Origin of the sequence: Allobosea lathyri (assembly GCF_900108245.1) — a bacterium.
In the GTDB taxonomy this organism is placed as follows: domain Bacteria; phylum Pseudomonadota; class Alphaproteobacteria; order Rhizobiales; family Beijerinckiaceae; genus Allobosea; species Allobosea lathyri.
The window spans coordinates 139620-159065 of the sequence record NZ_FNUY01000005.1; the positions used below are offsets into that span (position 1 = coordinate 139620).

The window sequence follows — 19446 nt, forward strand, 5'->3', positions numbered from 1 at the left end:
GCCGAGAATATCAGGACGAGGAAGAGATGGTCGGGTCAAGCCCGACCATGTCGCCTTGGTTACGCCGCCATCAGCCGCCGATATTGAAGGCCGCCAGCGCAGCCATGTTGACGATATCGGAGTCCTTGGCGCCGAGCGGCACGATCTGGACCGGCTTGTCGAGACCGACGATCAACGGGCCGATCACGGTCGAGCCACCCAGTTCCTGCAGCATCTTTGTGGAGATCGAGGCGGAGTGGAAGGCCGGCATGACCAGCACGTTCGCCGGCCCGGTCAGGCGGCAGAACGGATACTGGCTCATCAGGTCGCGGTTGAGCGCGACATCGGCGGCCATCTCACCATCGTATTCGAAATCGACGCGCTGCCCGTCGAGGATCTTGACGGCCTCGCGCACCTTCTCCGAACGCTCGCCGGCGGGATGGCCGAAGGTCGAGAAGGCCAGCATCGCGACCTTCGGCTCGTAGCCGAGACGACGGGCGACGCCTGCGGCCTCGATCGCGATTTCGGACAGCTCCTGCGCGGTCGGCATCTCGGTGATCGCTGTATCGGCGACGAGCACGGTGCGCTCACGCGACAGCACGATCGAGACGCCGATGACACGATGGCCCGGCTTCGGGTCGATGACGCGGCGCACCTCTTCCAGCGCGATTGAATAGTTGCGGGTAACGCCGGTGACCAGCGCATCGGCATCGCCAAGCGCGACCATGGCGGCGGCGAAATGATTGCGGTCCTGGTTGATCAGGCGCTGGCAGTCGCGGAAAAGATAGCCGTGACGCTGTAGCCGCTCGTAGAGATATTGCGCATAGGCGCTGTTGCGGCGCGAGAGCCGCGCGTTCTGGACCGAGATGCCCTTGGCCTCGAGATCGATGCCGAGGAAGGTCGCGGTTTCGTAGACGCGCTCTTCACGCCCGACCAGGATGGCATGGCCCAGCCCCTGATTGACGAAGGACACCGCCGCGCGAATGACCTGCTCCTCCTCGCCTTCGGCGAAGACGACGCGCTTGGGATAACGCCGGACCCGTTCGAAGATGCGGTTCAGCGTGCCCGCGACAGGATCGCGGCGCGCCGAGAGCTGGGCCTTGTAGGCGGGAATGTCGACGATCGGCCTGCCCGCAACGCCGCTCTCCATCGCCGCCTTGGCGACAGCGACCGGCACGACATGGATCAGGCGGGGGTCGAACGGGACGGGGATGATGTATTCCTTGCCGTAGCGCGGACGCGCGCCCTGATAGGCGGCAGCGACTTCGTCGGGCACATCCTCGCGGGCGAGCGAGGCCAGCGCCTCGGCTGCCGCGATCTTCATCTCCATGTTGATCGTGGTGGCGCGGACATCGAGCGCACCGCGGAAGATGAAGGGGAAGCCCAGCACGTTATTGACCTGATTGGGATAGTCCGAGCGGCCGGTCGCCATGATCGCGTCGTCGCGGATGGCGTGAACCTCCTCGGGCGTGATCTCCGGATCGGGATTGGCCATCGCGAAGATGATGGGATTGGGGGCCATCGAGGCCACCATCTCGGGTGTCACAGCGCCCTTCTGGCTCAGGCCGAAGAAGGCGTCGGCGCCCTCCATCGCCTGCGCCAGCGTGCGCCGGTCGGTAATCGCCGCATGCGCCGATTTCCACTGGTTCATGCCCTCGGTGCGACCCTGGTAGATCACGCCCTTGGTATCGCAGAGGATGACGTTGTCGGGTTTGAAGCCCATCGCCTTGAGCAGTTCGGTGCAGGCGATCGAGGCCGCGCCGGCGCCGTTGATGACGAGGCGGGTCGTCTTGACGTCGCGGCCGGTGAGGTCGAGCGCGTTGATCAGGCCGGCGGCGGCGATGATCGCGGTGCCATGCTGGTCGTCATGGAAGACGGGGATGTCCATCAATTCGCGCAGGCGCTGCTCGATGATGAAGCATTCGGGCGCCTTGATGTCCTCGAGATTGATGCCGCCGAAAGAGGGGCCGAGATAGCGCACCGCATCGATGAACTTGTCGGCGTCCTCGGTATCAACTTCCAGATCGATCGAATCGACGTCGGCGAAACGCTTGAACAGGACCGCCTTGCCCTCCATCACCGGCTTGGAGGCGAGCGCGCCGAGATTGCCGAGCCCGAGGATCGCGGTGCCGTTGGAGATCACCGCGACGAGATTGGCCCGCGCGGTGTAGTCATAGGCCTTGGTCGGATCCTCAGCGATCGCCAGCACCGGCACGGCAACGCCCGGCGAATAGGCCAGCGACAGATCGCGCTGCGTCGCCATCGGCACGGTCGGAACGATCTCGAGCTTGCCCGGACGTCCTTCCGAGTGGAACAGCAACGCCTCCTGATCGGTAAAGGTCGGGCGGGCGCGTTTTATCGGCGGACGGTCGGTCATGGACTCAATCTTTTTTGTGAGCGTTTCCTGGAGAGAGGCGGACCATAAGGCAGCGCAACGCCGGACGACAAGCGCGCGCTGGGGATCAGGCCTCGTGAAGAAAAGGCGACAATCGGAGTCGCAGGCTGTGCCGCGACCGCCTCAGAGCCGACCACGCACATTGCGCGCGAAATCTCCGACATAGCGATCGAGCGCCACGGTCTGCTCGCTGACCTGCCGCGCGGCATCGACGACCTCGGCGGCTGCCTCGCCCGTGAGGCGGGCTTCATTGCCCACGCTGCCCACGCTTGCGGTCACGGCATGGGTGCTCCCGGCCATCGCCTGGGCATCGGCTGCGATCGTCGATGCGATGTCGGCCTGCCGGCTGACGACATTGGCGATGATGCCCGAGGTCTGCTCGATCGCCGTCATCGTGCCCTCGATATGGGCGACGGCTTCGGCTGCGGTCGCTGCCGCACCGCGGATGTCCTGCAGGGTCTCGGCGATGTCGCGGGTGGCCTTCTGCGTTTGCTCGGCCAGGTTCTTCACCTCGCCGGCCACGACGGCAAAGCCGCGTCCGGCCGCCCCCGCGCGGGCCGCCTCGATTGTCGCGTTCAACGCCAGGAGATTGGTCCGTGCGGCGATATCCTCGATGAAATCGAGCACGGCGCTGACCTTGTCGGCCGCGCCGGCGAGCTGGGCGACGTCGCTGCGCGTCGTCCGGACATAGCTCGCCGCATCGCGCGCCGTCTGATCGGCATGGGATGTCTGGCGCGTCAACTCGCGGATCGAGGCGTCGATTTCCTCCGCCGCCACGGCAACGCCGCCGACGCGCCTCGAGGCACTCTCGGCCTGCTGCATGACATCGACGGCGCGCAGGGTTGTCTTGTCGGCGCTTTCGGCCATCTGGCTCGCGGTTTCGTGCATGCTGCGCACCGAACGGCTGACCTTTTCCAGGGCCTTGCCGACCGTGACCTCCAGATCGGCCGCCAGCTCCGTCAGCGCAGTCTTGCGCTGCTCCTCGATCGTCTGCTGCCGCGCCTCAAGCGTCTTCTCGTCGGTGATATCCAGGAGAATGCCGTCCCAGACCATCGTCCCATCGGCAAGCCTGCGCATGGTCGCCTCGCTGCGCAGCCAGACGATCGCACCGCCGCGTCCGCGATAGCGGGCCTCGAAGCGCCAGGTATCCGCCAGAGCGGCAAGATCCGCCCTTGCGGCTTCGAAGCGGGGCCCGGTCCTCGGGCAGCATCTTGCCGATCCAGGTTTCCGGATCCCGCTCGACCTCCTCCTTCGTCACGTCGAGAACGCCATCGATCGCGAAGGACGCAAAATGATAGCTGGTCGAGCCATCGATGTGGACGATCCGCTGATAGAGCGTGCCGGGCGCCCGCTGGATCAGCGTCTTCAGCCGATAGGCGGTTTCGCGACGCTCGGCCTCGGCCACGATCATCAGCCCGGCCAGCGCCGCGCCGGTGACATTGACCAGCAGCGTGATCGGCAGGGCATTGACCAGCACCGAGCGCACCATCTCCCAGTTCGGCAGCATAAGGACCGGAGGAAGCAGCACGAACCCAGCCGCCAGAGCCAGCAGCCAGACATCCTGGAAAGCCAGTTCGCGCCCACGACGCTTGGCGTGGAGACGGATCGCAATACCGAACAGGGCGCTGAGCCCGATGCCGAGAATGCCCATCGGCATGCCAATGCCGCCATTCGCGTAGCGAAACAGCGCCAGCGGCACAGCAACCAGGATCGTCGCGAGAATGCCGCCGACCGGACCCGCCAGCAGGACCACGACATTGCGCGAGTCGATCGCTATGCCGGGAGCGAGCATGAAGGGCGCGACCATGCCGCAGAAGCCGGCCGCGACGAGCACGGCGGCGACCACGAGCGGGCGCAAGAGCGGGTGATGGTCGAGACGCGGCAGGATGATCGTGAGTGCAAGAGCCGCCAGCAAGACGAAGGACAGGCTCTTGATGAGGTCAACGATCAACGGCATCTGGGGCTTTCGGCCGAATTAAGAATTCGGTGACCCTGCTTTCAATTGTTGAAAGTCTTCCTAACGGATGGCGGGACGCGTGGATTTTGGTAGCGTCCGCGCCATGCGCCACGAGCCCTCAATGCCCATCGCCCCGCAAGATCAAAACGACGCCGCCACGGCACGCGCCAGCGCCGATCCGGGCCGCGTCACGCCGATGATGGCGCAATATGTCGAGATCAAAGCGGCCAACCCCGACAGCCTGCTGTTCTACCGGATGGGCGATTTCTACGAGCTGTTCTTCAGGGACGCCGAGATCGCCTCGCGGACGCTCGGGATCGTGCTGACCAAGCGCGGCAAGCATCAGGGCGAGGACATCCCGATGTGCGGCGTGCCGGTCGAGCGTGCCGACGACTATCTGCAGCGGCTGATCGGTGCCGGCCACCGCGTCGCGGTCTGCGAGCAGACGGAAGATCCGAGCGAGGCCAAGAAGCGCGGCCCGAAATCGGTCGTCCGTCGCGATGTGGTGCGGCTCGTCACGCCCGGCACAATCACCGAGGAGCGCCTGCTCGAACCTGGGCGCGCCAGCCTGCTGGTCGCGGTGGCCCGGCGCAAGCTCAGCGATGCCGGCGCGCTCTATGGGCTTGCGGCCATCGACATCTCGACCGGACGCTTCAGCGTGATGGAGACGCCGCAGGACCGGCTTGCGATCGAGTTCGCCCGGCTAGAACCACGCGAGATCGTCTGCCCCGACGCGATCCATGACGATCCGGAGCTGAAGGAGTTCTGGCGCGAGGTCAGCGTGCCCGTGACCCCCCTGGCGCGCGAGGGGTTGGATGCGGCCTCCGCCGAGCGCCGGTTGAAGGAGTTCTTCGGCGTTGCCACGCTCGATGCCTTCGGAGCCTTCAGCCGCGCCGAGATCGCGGCGGCAGGCGCGGCGCTAGCCTATGTCGAGCGTACGCAGTTCGGCGCGCGGCCGCCGCTGTCCCCGCCCGTGCGGGACGCGGGCGGGGCGACCATGCTGATCGATGCAGCGACGCGCGCCAATCTCGAACTGACACGCACGCTGTCAGGCGAGCGCACGGGCAGCCTGCTCGCCGCGATCGACCGGACGGTGACGCCCGGTGGCGCCCGCCTCCTGGCCGAGCGGCTGGCGGGACCGCTGACCGATGTCGCGATGATCGCGAGCCGGCACGATGCGGTCGAGGCGCTCGTCACGGACGGTGCCTTGCGCGAAGACCTCCAGCAGGCCCTTGCGCGTGTCCCCGATGTCGCCCGCGCATTGGCGCGGCTTTCGCTGGATCGCGGCGGCCCGCGTGACCTTGCGGCGCTTGGGATGGGCCTGAGTGCCTCTCGCGACATCGCGCGTTTCCTCGGGCAGCGGATCAACCTGCCCGTCGAGTTGTCCCGCGCCGCGCGCGCGCTCGCAGACACCGACCCTGCTCTGCCCACCCGGCTGAACGAAACGCTTGCCGACGAGCTGCCGCTCAACCGCCGCGACGGCCGCTTCGTGCGCGAGGGTTGCGATCCCGCGCTCGACGAATTGCGGCTGCTGCAGGTCGACTCCCGCAAAGTCATTGCCCAATTGCAGGCGCGCTACGCCAGCGAAACCGGCTGCCGGACGCTGCGGATCAAGCACAATTCCATGCTCGGCTATTTCGTCGAGGTGCCGCAGGCTGCCGGCGAGGATTTCCTCAGGGAGCCCTGGCGCGCGACCTTCGTGCATCGGCAGACGATGTCGGACGCGATGCGGTTCTCCTCGGTCGAACTTGGCGAGCTCGAAGCCAAGATCGCCTCGGCAGCAGACCGCGCCCTGAAGCTTGAACTCGGCGTTTTCGCTGATCTGTGCGAGGCAGTGCTGGCACAGGCCGAGCCGATCAAGGCGGCGGCGCTGGCGCTCGCGGAGATCGACGTCGCCGCCGGCCTTGCCGAACTCGCCAGCCGCGAGGCGTGGTGCCGCCCCATCATCGACGACAGCGCCGCTTTCACGATCGAGCGCGGTCGCCATGCGGTGGTGGAAGCGGCGCTGAAGCGCGACGGCAAGCCTTTCGTCGCCAACGATACCGAGCTCTCGCCGCCCGCGGCGAGCCAGCAGGGTGGCCGCATCTGCCTGATCACCGGCCCCAACATGGCCGGTAAATCGACATTCCTGCGCCAGAACGCGCTGATCGCCGTGCTCGCGCAGATGGGCGCCTTCGTGCCGGCGGCACACGCGCATATCGGGATCGTCGACCGGCTGTTCTCCCGCGTCGGCGCCGCCGACGACCTCGCGCGCGGGCGCTCGACCTTCATGGTCGAGATGGTCGAGACCGCCGCGATCCTGAACCAGGCCGGTCCGCGCGCGCTTGTCATCCTCGACGAGATCGGGCGGGGCACCGCGACCTTCGACGGGCTCTCGATCGCCTGGGCGGCGATCGAACACCTGCACGAGATCAACCGCTGCCGGAGCCTGTTCGCCACGCATTATCACGAGCTCACAGCACTGGGGGACCGGCTCGACCGCGTCACCAACGCGACCGTGCGTGTCACCGAATGGAATGGCGAGGTGGTGTTCCTGCATGAGGTCGTGGCAGGCGCCGCCGACCGCTCCTACGGCATCCAGGTCGCCAAGCTCGCCGGCCTGCCTCCCGCCGTGGTCGAGCGGGCCCGCGCCATTCTCAGCGAGCTGGAGAAGACGGAGCGGGAGAAACCTGTCGCCTCGCTGGTCGACGATCTCCCGTTGTTCGCCGTGCCGGCCAGACGCAACGCGCCGGTTATTTCAGCCCCGACGGAAATCGACGGCCTGCGGGACGCACTCGCCGCACTCGATCTCGACGAGATGACGCCGCGCGAGGCGCTGGAAGCGCTCTATCGGCTGAAGGGGCTGGGGTAGCATTCAGATCATCCCTTCCCAATCGCAGCGCTGGTGCAGGACGCGCAGAACCACGACATCGCCGCGCTCGATCTCATAGACAACGAGATGACTCCCGTGGGCGTGCACTCTCACCGACCCGGTTAATTCCGTTCGCTCGCGCGCCATGAAAGGATGTGTCGCAAGCAAGTTGAGACAAGCATCCAGGCTGTCGCCGTAGTGCGCGGCCTGGCGCAGGCCAAATTGGCCGGCGCTGTCGACATAGATGTCGTCGAGATCCTGTTCCGCCTGCCGCGTCAGCCTAAGCGCCATCGAGACCCAGGTCTTTGGCGCGTTTGCGTGCGCCTTGACGGATCTCAGCCAGGCTTCGTGTCCCGCTTCCGCTGGCGCGGCCTTCGTCGACCAGCCGCTGGAATTCACCGATCTTGTTCTGGCGTTCCTGATCGCGCCGAATCAGATCGCGCACGTAATCGCTGGCATTGCCGTATCGCCCGCCTTCAGCCTGCGTTTCGACCCACGCCTTCATCGGGGCCGGCAAGGACACATTCATCGTCGCCATGCGAAATCTCCGTTCAAGAGAACGAGTTTCACATATTTGGCAAAGTTTGCCAATATTGGGTCAGCTCAGCCGCTTGATGCTCGTGATCGCGCCGAAGCTCTTCGCCAGAATGCGGTCGCGGGCCGTGCGCAGGGGCTCGCTGTAGACGCTCATCGTATAGGCGGTGGCGTGGAGCAGGGTGTCCGGGTCTGTCAGAATGCCGACATGGCCCTTCCAAAACACGAGATCGCCGCGTTTCAGGTCCCGCAGGCTGTCATCGAAGGCCACGGGCTGACCAAGCGCTGCCTCCAGCATGTCGGAATCGCGTGGGGAGGCGATGCCGGCGGCCGCGAGCGCAAGCTGCGTCAGGCCGGAGCAGTCGAGCCCGAGGCTGGTCTTGCCGCCCCAGAGGTAGGGGACGTTCAGGAAACGCTCTGCAACGGCGACGAAATCGGTCTCGGCCGTGGCGAGCGGTGCGACGTGGCCAGCGAAGACATAGCCGGTCGAGAAACGGCCAAACTCCGACAGCACGGCGAAATCGCCCGCCTCGTGGGAGACGCTGACGCCCGCTCCCAGCGAGATTGCGGCAAGTGGAGGCAGCTTCATCGAGGGGCCGGGATAGACAAAGGTCCGCAGCGCGCTGACGCGATGCGTCGGTGCGGCTGCACCGGGGCGGAGCGCATCGTCGGGGAGATAGCCGACATAGCCGTCCGAACGGAGCTGGACCCAGGCCCAGCCCTCGAAACTCTCATAGAGGTCGACCTCCTCGCCACAGAGCGCCTCGGTGTCGAGCGGCGCGTCCGGGCGCGGTTCCCGGCGCAGCGGCGCCGAGGGCACGACGACGCGCATCGGTTTCGAATCGACGAAGGCTCGCGCCTCGACCTGACCGAGCAGGTGGCGGGCGGCGAGATCGGGGCGGGCCGGCGTGGTGCGGCGGTCGAGAATCGCTGTCATCGGGCCAATCTAGCCTGAGCGGGTTAACACCAGAAGCGCCGCCGCCTCACCCCCCGCCCAGCTCCCTCGCGCGCTCGGTGACGAGATCGGCCAGGCGCTCGACCGCGAGCGCGCCGGCGACCGTGCGCTGGATCACGACATTGCGGCGGTCGAACTCGTCGCGCTTGCGCGTGACGAGCCCGAGTTTGCCCATGGTGTCGAGCGCGCGCGTGATCACCGGCTTGGTGACGCCGAGCTGCTGGGCGAGCCCCCTCACCGTATGCGGCGGCAGCTCGAGATAGATCGTCAGCAGGATCGCGGTCTGGCGGGCGGAGAGGTCGGCCTGACCATCCCGCACCAGATCGAGATGCACCTGCCGCCAGAGCCTAAGCGCCTGCGAGGGCCTGATCTCCAAGGGCATGAATACGTGAATCCCGATCGTTACGGGTCCGTATCATTATCGCCCCGGCAGGTCAGCGCAATCGCCTTCGGCGAAGAGGCTTAACCGGCAGGGTAAAGCTGCCTGGCCAGGGCATAGGTCAGCCGGGCCGCCTGACACTCGCCGCCCTCTGGACGGCCGGGTTTGGCGGACGGGTTCCAGCCATAGATGTCGAAATGGGCGTAAGATCCCGCCTTCTCGACGAAGCGGTTCAGGAAGAGCGCAGCCGTGACCGAGCCGGCCATGCCGCCGCTGGAAACGTGGTTGAGGTCGGCGATCTTGGAGTCGAGCAACGCATCATAGGCCGGCCAGAGCGGCATGCGCCAGACGGGATCGTTCACCGCCATGCCAAGCCGGGCGATCTCGGCCGCCAGCCCCTCGTCATGGCTGTAGAAGGGCGGCAACTCCGGCCCCAGTGCGACGCGTGCGGCGCCGGTCAGGGTCGCGTAATCGATCAGCAGTTCGGGCGTATCTTCGTCGGCGAGTGCAAGCGCATCGGCCAGGATCAGGCGGCCTTCGGCGTCGGTGTTGCCGATCTCGACGCTGAAACCCTTGCGGCTGGCCAGCACATCACCCGGGCGGAAGGCCGAGCCCGAGACCGCGTTCTCCACCGCCGGCACCAGCAGGCGCAGGCGCACCGGCAGCTTCGCCAGCATGATCATGCGGGCGGCCGCAATCGCTGCGGCCGCGCCGCCCATGTCCTTCTTCATCAGCAGCATGGAGGCAGACGGCTTGAGGTCGAGCCCGCCGGTGTCGAAGGCGACGCCCTTGCCCACCAGCGTCACCCTGGGATGGCCGGGATCGCCCCAGACCAGATCGATCAGGCGCGGCGCACGCGGCGAGGCGCGGCCGACGGCATGGATCATCGGGAAATTCTGCGAGAGCAGGTCCTCCCCGACGATGCTCGTGACGGTCGCGTTGCACTCGACCGCAAGTTCGCGCATCGCGGCCTCGATCTCGGCAGGGCCCATATCGTTGGCCGGCGTATTGACCAGATCGCGCGCCATCGCGACCGAGCCGGCAATCGCGCTCAGCTCCTCGCCATCGGCACCTTCGGGCAGGACGAGCCGCGCCGTGGCGGGGCTATGTTTGCGATATCGATCGAAACGATAGCCCTGAAGCAGCCAGCCGAGCGCCGCTAGGCCGACATCGTCGATTTCGCCTGATAGCGCATAGTCTCCGGCAGGCAGCAGGGCCGCGAGCCGGCCGGGCGCGAAAGGATCGCGCCGACGCGCATCGCTAGTTTCGACGCCGAGCAGCACCGCCGCGACAGCCCCGGAGCCATCCGGCAGGACAAGATGCTGGCCCGGCCGCGCGCTGAAGCCCTGCGCCTGCGCAAAGCTGCGCCCCGGCGGCGCAAGCGCTTCCAGCAGCGTGGGCCATGAGGTCTTCGAGACGATGTGAACGGGAATGGCGGCGGTCGAGGGGGCGGCAAGGAGGCTGTGCACGGAGGGAAACACCCGATCTGGAAGGGAGACGGCGGCGGCCGGTTAAGGATCCATTAGGGTTAACGTTTTATCACCGAAGCAACCAGTTTCCATTGTGGCAAGGCAATTCGGCCCATGTCTTCAGCGCCTCTCCCGCACCTTGCGCCCTCGCTGCGCGCCCGCCGCTCCGGGTTGTGTCTCGCTGTCGGTATCGCTGCGCTCGCCTTGGCCGGTTGCCAGAGCCGCGCCGGTCCCGGCGACGTCACGGGCTCGATCAGCCGCAGCGCCGACCAGCCGCGCACGACCGCTCAATGGCACGCCGAAAGCGAGAGCTGGGGCAAGCGCTACGAGGCCAACTCCAAGGATCGCAACGCCGCATTCTACTATGCGCGCGCGCTGCGTGCGCTGGACCAGAACGCGCAGGCACTCGCTGTGCTCCAGGGCGCGGTGCTGGTCCATACCGAGGACCGCGAGATGCTTGGAGCCTATGGCCGCTCGCTGGCTGATAATGGCCGGCTGAAGGAGGCCGATGACGTGCTCTCGCGTGCCCATTCGCCGGAGCGGCCCGACTGGCGCATCCTGTCGGCACAAGGCACCGTAGCCGACCAGCTCGGCGAGCACGCCCGCGCCCAGCAACTCTACCAGACAGCGCTCAAGCTCGCACCGGGCGAGCCCACCGTGATGTCCAATCTCGGCCTGTCGCTCGCGCTCTCCAAACAACTCCCCGCAGCGGAGCGCGTGTTGAGCGAAGCCGTCACAGCAGGAAGCCGCGACCCGCGCGTACGCCAGAACCTCGTGCTGGTACTCGGCCTGCAAGGCCGCTTCGCCGAAGCGGAAACGCTGGCGCGGCAGGATCAGAGCCCGGCGGAAGCGGCCGCCACCATCGCCTATCTCAAGCGCAGCGTCAGCCAGCAGAATAGCTGGGACATGCTGAAGGGCGGCGCGCCCAAGGCCAAGCCGAAAGCATCCACCGCTGCCGCAAGGGTGCCCGAGGCTAATCCCGACGAACCTCCTCAGGGCTAAACGGGATTTCGGCGCGCGCTGACAGGTGCCGGATTGCCATGCCAAACCAGAAGGGCCGGAACACATGTTCCGGCCCTTCTGGTTTGGATGAACGTCACTGCCCCATTCCGGCGACGATGGTGGCGGCCTTACCTCATTCCCATTTGAAGACCTGAACCAGGGCGGGCGTCATGATGATCACGAACAGCACGGGCAGGAAGAACAGGATCATTGGCACCGTCAGCTTCGGCGGCAGGGATGCAGCCTTCTTCTCGGCCAGCATCATGCGCTGGTCACGGCTCTCCTGAGACAGCGTCCGGAGCGCCGTGCCAAGCGGCGTGCCGTAACGCTCGGCCTGGATCAGGGCCGTCGAGACCGATTTGACGCCTTCCAGGCCGGTGCGCTGCGTCAGGTTCTCATAGGCCTGCCTGCGCTCCGTGAGATAGGACAGCTCCGCCGTGCAGAGTGCGAACTCCTCCGCGAGCGGCACCGACTGGCCGCCGATCTCAGTCGAGACCTTGCGGAAGGCAAGCTCGATCGACATGCCGGATTCGACGCAGATCAGCAGCAGGTCGAGCGCATCGGGGAAAGCCAGCTTCATCGAAGCCTGACGCTTGCCGATCTGGTTGGACAGGAAGATTTCCGGTGCCTTGATGCCGAGATAGGCCGCAGCGATCGCCATCGCGATCCTGATCGTGACGGACTGGCCGAAATCATTGATCGTGAAGACGTAGAACGCGGTGAACAGCATGCAGGCGATCGGCGCCACCAGCCGGAAAAACAGAAAGCCAACCTCCGCCTGCTGGCCACGATAACCGGCCATGGCGAGTTGCTTCTTAGCGGTCTCCGTACCCAGCCAGTCGCCCAGCTTGAGCTGATCGACGATGCGGCGCATAAACTCCTTTGGCTCCTGGCGCAGCGAGACCCTGTCCTTTTGCCGGCCCAGACGCTCGCGTTCGCGCGCCCTGATTTTTTCGCGCTCGGTCGCAACGCTTTTCATGCGCTTGTGAAGGCTGTTTCCTTCGGTCAACGGGATTGCGATCGTCAGCACGGTCGCCGCTGCGGCAATGGCGACGAGCAAGGCCAGCAGAAACTGGCTGTCGGTCATTTTCTCGGCGATCAGACTGATCATGCGTGCCGCCTCAGATGCTGAAGTTGATCATCTTGCGCATGATCAGGACGCCGATCAGCATCCAGATGCCGCTGACGATGAGCGCGAACTTGCCGGCCTGTGAAATCCAGAGAATTTCGATGTATTTCGGGCTGGTCAACCAGACCAGCAGCGCCACGACCGGAGGCAGCGAACCGATGATGGCGGCGGAGGCCTTGGCTTCCATCGAAACAGCCTGGATCTTGTCGCGCATCTTGCGCCGTTCGCGGATGACGCGCGAGAGGTTGCCCAGTGTCTCCGAGAGGTTGCCGCCGGTCTTCTGCTGGATCGCGAGCACGATGCCGAAGAAATTGGATTCGGCGCAGGGCATGCGCTCGAACAACTTGGACGCCGCCTCGGTGAGCGGCAGACCCAATGCCTGACTTTCGATGATGAGGCGAAATTCGGTCTTGACCGGCTCGGCCGCTTCGCTGGCGATGATCCGCAAACAGTCGTTCAACGGCAGTCCGGCCCTGATGCCGCGCACGATGATGTCGATCGCGTTGGGAAACTCGATACCGAACTTCTTCAGGCGGCGCGTCTTGCAGCGTTTGAGGAACCAGGGCGGCATGCCGAGGCCGCCGATGACCAGCCCGGCGACGGCCATGATGGTGTTGCCGGTCGCCAGGAGCAGCAGAAGACCGGTGACGACTGACAGAATCGCGCTGATGACGAAGTATTTCTTCCGGCTCCAGCTCAGCCCAGCCTGCGCGATGCGCGTCTCCAGCGAGATCTTGTTGCGCGCGCTCTCGCGGTTCTCGATTTCCTTCAGACTCTGGGCGACCTGGCCGCGCTTGGCGCGTGCCTGGGCCTCGCGATCGATACCGCGCGCGGCGACCGGGCTGGCAAAATCCTTGCGGCGCTTCTCCGCCCGCGTCTGGCCACTGAGCAGCGGATAGAACAGCGCATAGGCAACGCCGCCCGCAGCAAGCGTTGCGAGCACGATGACGGCGATGACGCTCAGATCCATGATATCCGCTCCGCCGAGATCCAGCCGTTACGCCGCATGGACTTCTCCCTGCTCTTCGAGCAGATCGAGCGCGGCGGCGAGCCGCTGTTCCTCGCCGAAATAGCGGGCGCGCTCCCAGAAACGCGGCCTGCCGATACCGGTCGAGCGATGACGCCCGATCAGCTTGCCGGCCGCGTCCTCACCGAGAATCTCGTAGGTCATCAGGTCCTGCGTGATGATGACCTCGCCTTCCATGCCCATCACCTCCGTGATGTGGGTGATGCGACGTGAACCGTCACGCATGCGCTGGGCCTGGATGATGATGTCGATCGACGAGCAGATCATCTCCCGCAGGGTCTTTGACGGCAGCGTGAAGCCACCCATCGTGATCATCGATTCGATACGGCTGAGGCATTCGCGCGGGGTGTTGGCGTGCAGCGTGCCCATGGAGCCGTCATGGCCGGTGTTCATCGCCTGAAGCAGGTCGAACGCTTCGGGTCCGCGCACCTCGCCGACGATGATCCGCTCTGGACGCATCCGCAGGCAGTTCTTGACGAGATCGCGCATGGTGACCGCGCCGGTGCCCTCGAGGTTGGGCGGGCGCGTCTCGAGGCGCACGACATGGGGCTGCTGGAGCTGCAGCTCGGCTGCGTCCTCGCAAGTGATGACGCGCTCGTCATGCTCGATATAGTTGGTCAGGCAGTTCAGCAGCGTCGTCTTGCCGGAGCCGGTACCGCCGGAGATGACGATGTTGCAGCGAACCTTGCCGATGATCTTCAGGATTTCCGCGCCCGGCGGCGAGATCGCGCCGAATCTGGTGATCTGGTCGAGCGTCAGCTTGTCCTTCCTGAACTTACGAATGGTGAGCGCGGGACCGTCGATGGCGAGCGGGGGCGCGATGACGTTGACGCGCGAGCCATCGGCAAGGCGCGCGTCGCAGATCGGCGAGCTTTCGTCGACGCGACGGCCGACCTGGCTGACGATGCGCTGGCAGATGTTCATCAGCTGCGCATTGTCGCGGAAGCGGATGTTGGTGAGGGTGATCTTGCCGGCGACTTCGATGAAGGTGCGTGTTGCGCCATTGACCATGATGTCGGCGATGTCGTCGCGCGCCAGAAGCGGCTCGAGCGGGCCGTAACCGAGCACGTCGTTGCAGATGTCGTCGAGCAATTCCTCCTGCTCGGAGATCGACAGCACGACATTCTTGAGCGAGATGATCTCGTTGATGATGTCGCGGATTTCTTCCCGCGCGGATTCGCCGTCGAGCTTCGCGAGCTGAGAGAGGTCGATCGCCTCGATCAGAGCCCCGAAGATCATGCTCTTCATCTGATAGTATTCGTCGGACCGCGGCACCTCGACCGGAACGACCGGAGCCGCCTTGCGCGCTTCGTTCACGCCCGGATGCGGTTCGACCTGACGCGGCCGCGCGACAGCCGCATCCGCGGCTGGAGCCTTGAGGTTCAGGGCCGGGATCGCGCCCGCGCCGGAAGAACGCTTTCCGAACATTTCAACCCTCTTTCGCAGCCGCTCTCGCGGCCACAAGCCAACCAGCCTGGCAGTCCGCGCTGGTGCGGGTGCGAACTCGCTTCATCGCTAAGCCTTGCGGCGCTTCAGCTTCGCCACAAGCGGCTCGAAGAGGCTGCGCTTGCTCCGCTTGGCCTCGCCGCGGCCGGTCAAGGCGCTGGCGATCTGAACGAAGGCTTCGCTGACCTTGCCGTTGGCCTGCACCTCCGCGATCATCTGGCCATTATTGGCGGCCGTGCCGAAGAGCTGGGCGTCGAAGGGGATCGATGTCAGGACCTCGACCCCGAGCGCCTTGGCGAATTCGGCCGCGTCGATCTCGGGCCGCTTGGGCATGCCGACCTGGTTCAGGACGAGCCGCGCGCCGGAATCATTGGGGCGGTGCGCCCGGGCCAGATCGATCAGGTTCTTGGCGTTGCGCAGCGAGGCGAGCTCCGGGCCGGCCACGACGACGATCTCGTCGGCGCTGATCATGGTGCGCTTGACCCAGCCGCTCCAGATATGCGGCACATCGAGCACGACACAGGGCACGCTCTGGCGCAGGAGATCGAAGAGCTGTTCGAACGCCTCCTCCTGGAGGTCCAGCGTGCGGTCGAGCATCGCCGGAGCTGCCAGCAGCGCGAGATTGTCGCTGCAGCGCGAGAGCAGGCGGTCGAGCATGTTGGAGTCGAGGCGCTCGGGCGCGAAGACGGCTTCGGCAATGCCTTGCGGCGGGTCCTGATTGAAATCCAGCCCGGCCGTTCCGAAAGCGATGTCAAGATCGACGATCACGGTGGAGGCATCGAGATTGCGGGCGATCGCCCAGGCGACATTATGCGCCACGGTGGACGCGCCGACGCCGCCCTTGGCGCCCATGACCGCGATGATGCGGCCGAGATTGCGCGCGCTCGGGGCGACATAGAGTTCCGACAGTGTGCGCAGCACATCAAGCGTGCCGAGCGGCGCGATCAGATATTCGCTGACGCCGCGACGGATCAGGTCGCGATAGAGCTGGACATCGTTGACGTGGCCGATGATGACCACTTTCGTGCCGGCGTCGCAGCTCTCTGAGAGTGCATCGAGATGACTGATCAGCACGACCGGATCCGAGACGGTCTCGAGCACTATGATATTGGGCGTCGGTGCGGACCGGAACGCCTCCACGGCCGCGGCAGGGCCGCCCATTTGGACGCGTGCATGGGCCTTGTCCATGCGCCGGTCGGCAATGGCAGCCTGCATCGTTGCCGCAACGCCTGGCGTCTCGCAGAAGGCCTGCAAGGTGATGCGCGGAAGCGGCGCGATGACGTCCTCGCCGGCGATGTCGGCGGCACGCGTCTCGAAATCCTGTTCGGCGCCCATCACTGCGCCCCGCCGACGGCGGAATTGATCTGCGGCGTCGACTGCCGATACTGGGTCGACGGATCTTTGCCATCCCGGATCTTGGTGATCGCGGCCATGCGCTTCACGATATCGGGCCGCCCTTCGCTACGCGCCCTGACGAGATCGATCGGATCGGCCACCTGAGCCGCGAACGTCGCCTGGGTGGCGCAGCCGAAATTCCAGTAGGGCTCGTTGGAGGCGCTTTCCTTGAAGTCGGAAACACCGAGATCCTTTGGCCATTGGCCGCAGGAATGCGGCAGCACGGCCTGCAGGGATGCGAATGTCAGCCGGATCGGCGAGGCGAGATTGGGATCTGCAACGGGATAGGTCGTGACAGACAGCGAGCCCGGCGAAACGCCACCGCGAGCCAGCGCCGCACGGACACCGTTCAGCGTGTCGTGCGCCGCCATCTCGCGCCTGGCGCCCGACGGCACCTGCGCAACGAGACCGCCTCGGCCCGAGCGACGATATTCCTTGGCGAATTCCAGGACGTCCTCGGCCTGCCGGGAATCCAGGGAACCGCCGGCGCGCCCGACGAACACGTCGAGCGAGCGCGGCGCATCGCGCAGCACGATCGGATGGCGTTCACGCACATCGATTGGCGTCACCGACGCGGTGGTGTCGCCCTTGCCCGCGCAGGCGGCGAGCATGGTCCCCGTCATGAGGACGAGCGCCAGGCTTCCGAGCCCGGCTCTGCTCTTCTTGTGTGTGCGAGCTATCATCGTCCAGCCATCCCTCATGCGTGCACCGGCGCGATCAATCGGCGATGAAGCCGACGCGGCCCTTATAGGCCTGCGGCAGCGGCCCACTGCTGGTCCCGTAGATCTTGTTCAAACGACCCAGCAGGATGGCCTGGGCATCATGGGCATCGACGAAACCGTCGTCGGGCCGCTGGACCTGGTTCGGCTCCATGGGCTTGGCGATATAAGGCGTCGCCGTGATCACCAGCTCGGTTTCCTCGCGCTGATAGTCGCGCGAGCGAAAGAGCGTGCCGAAGATCGGAAGGTTCATCAGGCCGGGGAAGCCATTGATCGACTGCTTGGAAACACGCTGGATCAGGCCTGCTGTCGCCAGCGTGCCGCCGGAGGGCAGCTCGACCGTCGTATCGGACTTGCGGACGCGGAAGGCCGGCACCGATACGGTCTGGTTACCGAGGCCGCGCAGGACGATCTGATTCTCGAAATCGAGCTCCGTGACCTCGGTGGCGATGCGCATGCTTATCTTGTTGTCGGAGAGCACGATCGGCGTGAAGTTCAAGGCGACGCCGATCGGCTTGTACTGAATGCCAATCGTGCAGATGCGCGTCACCGGATCGCAATTATAGCCGGTCGGGACGGGCACCTCGCCACCCGCCGTGAACTTCGCGCTCTCGCCCGAGATCGCGGTCACGGTTGGCTCCGCCAGTACGCGGGACATGCCGGAGCGCTCCAGCGCCCGCAAGGTGAAGTTCGTCGAGTTACCGATCCCGGCCCCGATCGCCGTCGCCGACAGAGCCTGCGGCGACAGCGAGAGGGGATTGTCGATCGATGGCGTGATCGAGAAATTCCCGAGCTTCCACTCGCCGGTCGAATTTATGCCGAGCTGCTTGATCGCCCTACGTGCGACCTCGGAGACCACGACCTTGACCATGACCTGGTCGCGGCCGCGGATCGTCAGGGAGTTGATCACCGCGCCCTTGGTTTCGGTCTTGTCGGAAATGCCGACGAAGGCGTTGGCGATGTCGACGGCTTGGGTCGCCTCGGAAGCATTCGGCACGCTGCCGATGAGCAGGATCGAATTTCCTGCCGGCTTGATCTCGATCCTGGATTGGGGGAGTGCGGTGCGCAGGGTCTGGCGCAGGACATTCAGGTCTCGCCCGACCACGATCTCGAGCGCCGAGATCTGGCGGCCCTCGGCGTCCATGGCGAACATCGAGGTCGAGCCGTCGGCAATGCCGATGATGAAGAGCTTGCGCGCCGAGCGCACGACCGCATTCGCCACCTTTGGATTGGCGACGAAGACTTCCTTCGCATCGCGCGGCAGTTCGACGATCAGCGAACGCCCGATCGAGAGATCGAGCTTTCGGCTGATCGCATGATCGCTCGCCTCGACATTCAGAACCGGCGCGGGGCTGGTCGACTGGGCGAGCACCTCGCCGGTCAATGCCAGCGCAAAGGCCGCAGACAACAGGATTCGATCGACGGTCATGGTTTCGCGCTTCTGCTGGTGACGCCGAAGCGCACGAGGGTCAGGGAGCCTTCCTCGGAGGGCCGCCCGACCTGGGCGGCATCCTTCAGGCTGCGAAGCGCGAGCGAGAGCGTCCCCGTCCGCTGACCTTCGGTGACGACTTCGACCTGCCGCGGGTCGAGCTCCAGCGTCGCGGTCTCGCCGACGACGACCTTCTCGCCATTCCGCTCCTGCACGTTCTGGCCGATGGCGAGAATGCGGACATTCGAGAGGATCGTTTCGCTGACGTAGTTGGTAGCCTGACCGCCGTTGCTCTCCTCCTTGAAAGTGCGGATCACGTCGACACGGTCATTGGGCAGGATGAAGCCGCCAGCCGTATTCGCGCCGCGGCTGTCGGTGCTGATGGCGATGGCACGCATGCCGGCCGGCAGGACCGCCGACAGGAAGCCGGTGCCGTCGGTCCGGATCAGTTTCTCCCGGCGGATGGGCTCCGCGCCGAGAATGGCGTAGCGGGCGAGCTGGCCGATCAGCTCGTGTTCGGCTTCGGGCGTCTCATCCTTGCGCACGATACCCGCTGGCACGCTGGAGACCGGCCAGTCGAGCCAGCGCAGGTCATTGGCGGAAACCGTATTGCCGACAGGAATGTCGGCGGCTGCGACGAGGACGGGAACCGTCGGCGCGGCCTCGAACTTGGTGACGAGCGCAGGCGCATCGGACGGCCGCTGGGCAATCACCGCCGCCGCTATGCCGGCCACCAGCGCGACCAGAAGGATAATGATGCGGGCGGGACTCATTGCGACT

The 19446-nt window shown here is 65.7% G+C and carries 17 protein-coding genes; 2 read left to right on the forward strand and 15 right to left on the reverse strand.

Annotation, left to right across the window (positions count from 1 at the left end; all coding sequences use genetic code 11):
• Positions 1–70: 70 nt before the first annotated feature.
• From C4S73_RS13600 to C4S73_RS13610, 3 genes are all read right to left on the reverse strand, one after another.
• On the reverse strand, positions 71–2356 hold the full coding sequence (locus C4S73_RS13600) for an NADP-dependent malic enzyme (RefSeq protein WP_103873047.1): 2286 nt from the start codon (positions 2354–2356) through the stop codon (positions 71–73).
• A 141-nt stretch (positions 2357–2497) separates the two neighbouring features.
• Positions 2498–3451 carry a methyl-accepting chemotaxis protein gene (locus C4S73_RS13605; RefSeq protein ID WP_103873048.1) on the reverse strand — a complete coding sequence of 318 codons (954 nt, stop codon included), beginning with the start codon at positions 3449–3451 and terminating at the stop codon, positions 2498–2500.
• Positions 3378–4331 carry a LytS/YhcK type 5TM receptor domain-containing protein gene (locus C4S73_RS13610; RefSeq protein WP_103873049.1) on the reverse strand — a complete coding sequence of 318 codons (954 nt, stop codon included), beginning with the start codon at positions 4329–4331 and terminating at the stop codon, positions 3378–3380. The genes C4S73_RS13605 and C4S73_RS13610 overlap by 74 nt, the downstream gene beginning before the upstream one ends.
• A gap of 121 nt (positions 4332–4452) precedes the next feature.
• Here C4S73_RS13610 and mutS point away from each other — a divergent pair, with 121 nt between their 5' ends.
• Complete coding sequence (gene mutS / locus C4S73_RS13615) at positions 4453–7182, forward strand: DNA mismatch repair protein MutS (RefSeq protein ID WP_103873050.1); 2730 nt, start codon at positions 4453–4455, stop codon at positions 7180–7182.
• Positions 7183–7185: 3 nt separating this feature from the next.
• Here the strand turns inward: mutS and C4S73_RS13620 are convergent, their stop codons facing one another.
• The 5 genes from C4S73_RS13620 to C4S73_RS13640 form a co-directional block, all read right to left on the reverse strand.
• Positions 7186–7473 carry a type II toxin-antitoxin system RelE/ParE family toxin gene (locus C4S73_RS13620; RefSeq protein WP_103873051.1) on the reverse strand — a complete coding sequence of 96 codons (288 nt, stop codon included), beginning with the start codon at positions 7471–7473 and terminating at the stop codon, positions 7186–7188.
• On the reverse strand, positions 7463–7720 hold the full coding sequence (locus tag C4S73_RS13625) for a type II toxin-antitoxin system ParD family antitoxin (RefSeq protein WP_103873052.1): 258 nt from the start codon (positions 7718–7720) through the stop codon (positions 7463–7465). The genes C4S73_RS13620 and C4S73_RS13625 overlap by 11 nt, the downstream gene beginning before the upstream one ends.
• A 60-nt stretch (positions 7721–7780) precedes the next feature.
• Entirely contained in the window at positions 7781–8653 is an 873-nt protein-coding gene (locus tag C4S73_RS13630) for a C40 family peptidase (protein ID WP_103873053.1), read from the reverse strand.
• A gap of 46 nt (positions 8654–8699) precedes the next feature.
• On the reverse strand, positions 8700–9053 hold the full coding sequence (locus C4S73_RS13635; protein WP_103873054.1) for a MarR family transcriptional regulator: 354 nt from the start codon (positions 9051–9053) through the stop codon (positions 8700–8702).
• A gap of 80 nt (positions 9054–9133) precedes the next feature.
• On the reverse strand, positions 9134–10519 hold the full coding sequence (locus C4S73_RS13640; RefSeq protein WP_103873278.1) for a leucyl aminopeptidase family protein: 1386 nt from the start codon (positions 10517–10519) through the stop codon (positions 9134–9136).
• A 114-nt stretch (positions 10520–10633) separates the two neighbouring features.
• Between C4S73_RS13640 and C4S73_RS13645 the strand changes: the two genes are divergently transcribed.
• The gene (locus C4S73_RS13645) at positions 10634–11521 is read left to right on the forward strand and encodes a tetratricopeptide repeat protein (RefSeq protein WP_146071353.1); all 888 of its coding nucleotides are present in this window, start codon (positions 10634–10636) and stop codon (positions 11519–11521) included.
• 133 nt (positions 11522–11654) lie between these two features.
• Here the strand turns inward: C4S73_RS13645 and C4S73_RS13650 are convergent, their stop codons facing one another.
• From C4S73_RS13650 to cpaB, 7 genes are all read right to left on the reverse strand, one after another.
• Complete coding sequence (locus C4S73_RS13650; protein WP_103873055.1) at positions 11655–12632, reverse strand: type II secretion system F family protein; 978 nt, start codon at positions 12630–12632, stop codon at positions 11655–11657.
• Positions 12633–12642: 10 nt separating this feature from the next.
• Positions 12643–13620, reverse strand: coding sequence for a type II secretion system F family protein (locus C4S73_RS13655; protein WP_103873056.1), 978 nt, complete (start codon positions 13618–13620; stop codon positions 12643–12645).
• Between the two features lie 27 nt (positions 13621–13647).
• Positions 13648–15105: a TadA family conjugal transfer-associated ATPase gene (locus C4S73_RS13660; protein WP_103873057.1), complete on the reverse strand. Its 1458-nt coding sequence runs from the start codon at positions 15103–15105 to the stop codon at positions 13648–13650.
• Between the two features lie 87 nt (positions 15106–15192).
• Positions 15193–16458 (reverse strand): CpaE/TadZ family protein, encoded by a 1266-nt coding sequence (locus C4S73_RS13665; RefSeq protein ID WP_103873058.1) that lies wholly within the window; start codon positions 16456–16458, stop codon positions 15193–15195.
• Positions 16458–17201 carry a CpaD family pilus assembly protein gene (locus C4S73_RS13670; RefSeq protein ID WP_103873280.1) on the reverse strand — a complete coding sequence of 248 codons (744 nt, stop codon included), beginning with the start codon at positions 17199–17201 and terminating at the stop codon, positions 16458–16460. Before C4S73_RS13670 ends, C4S73_RS13665 begins: the two co-directional genes overlap by 1 nt.
• A 34-nt stretch (positions 17202–17235) precedes the next feature.
• The gene (locus tag C4S73_RS13675; RefSeq protein WP_103873059.1) at positions 17236–18666 is read right to left on the reverse strand and encodes a type II and III secretion system protein family protein; all 1431 of its coding nucleotides are present in this window, start codon (positions 18664–18666) and stop codon (positions 17236–17238) included.
• A complete protein-coding gene (gene cpaB, locus C4S73_RS13680) occupies positions 18663–19439 on the reverse strand; it encodes a Flp pilus assembly protein CpaB (protein ID WP_103873060.1) in 777 nt (258 codons plus the stop codon). The genes C4S73_RS13675 and cpaB overlap by 4 nt, the downstream gene beginning before the upstream one ends.
• Between the last annotated feature and the right edge of the window lie 7 nt (positions 19440–19446).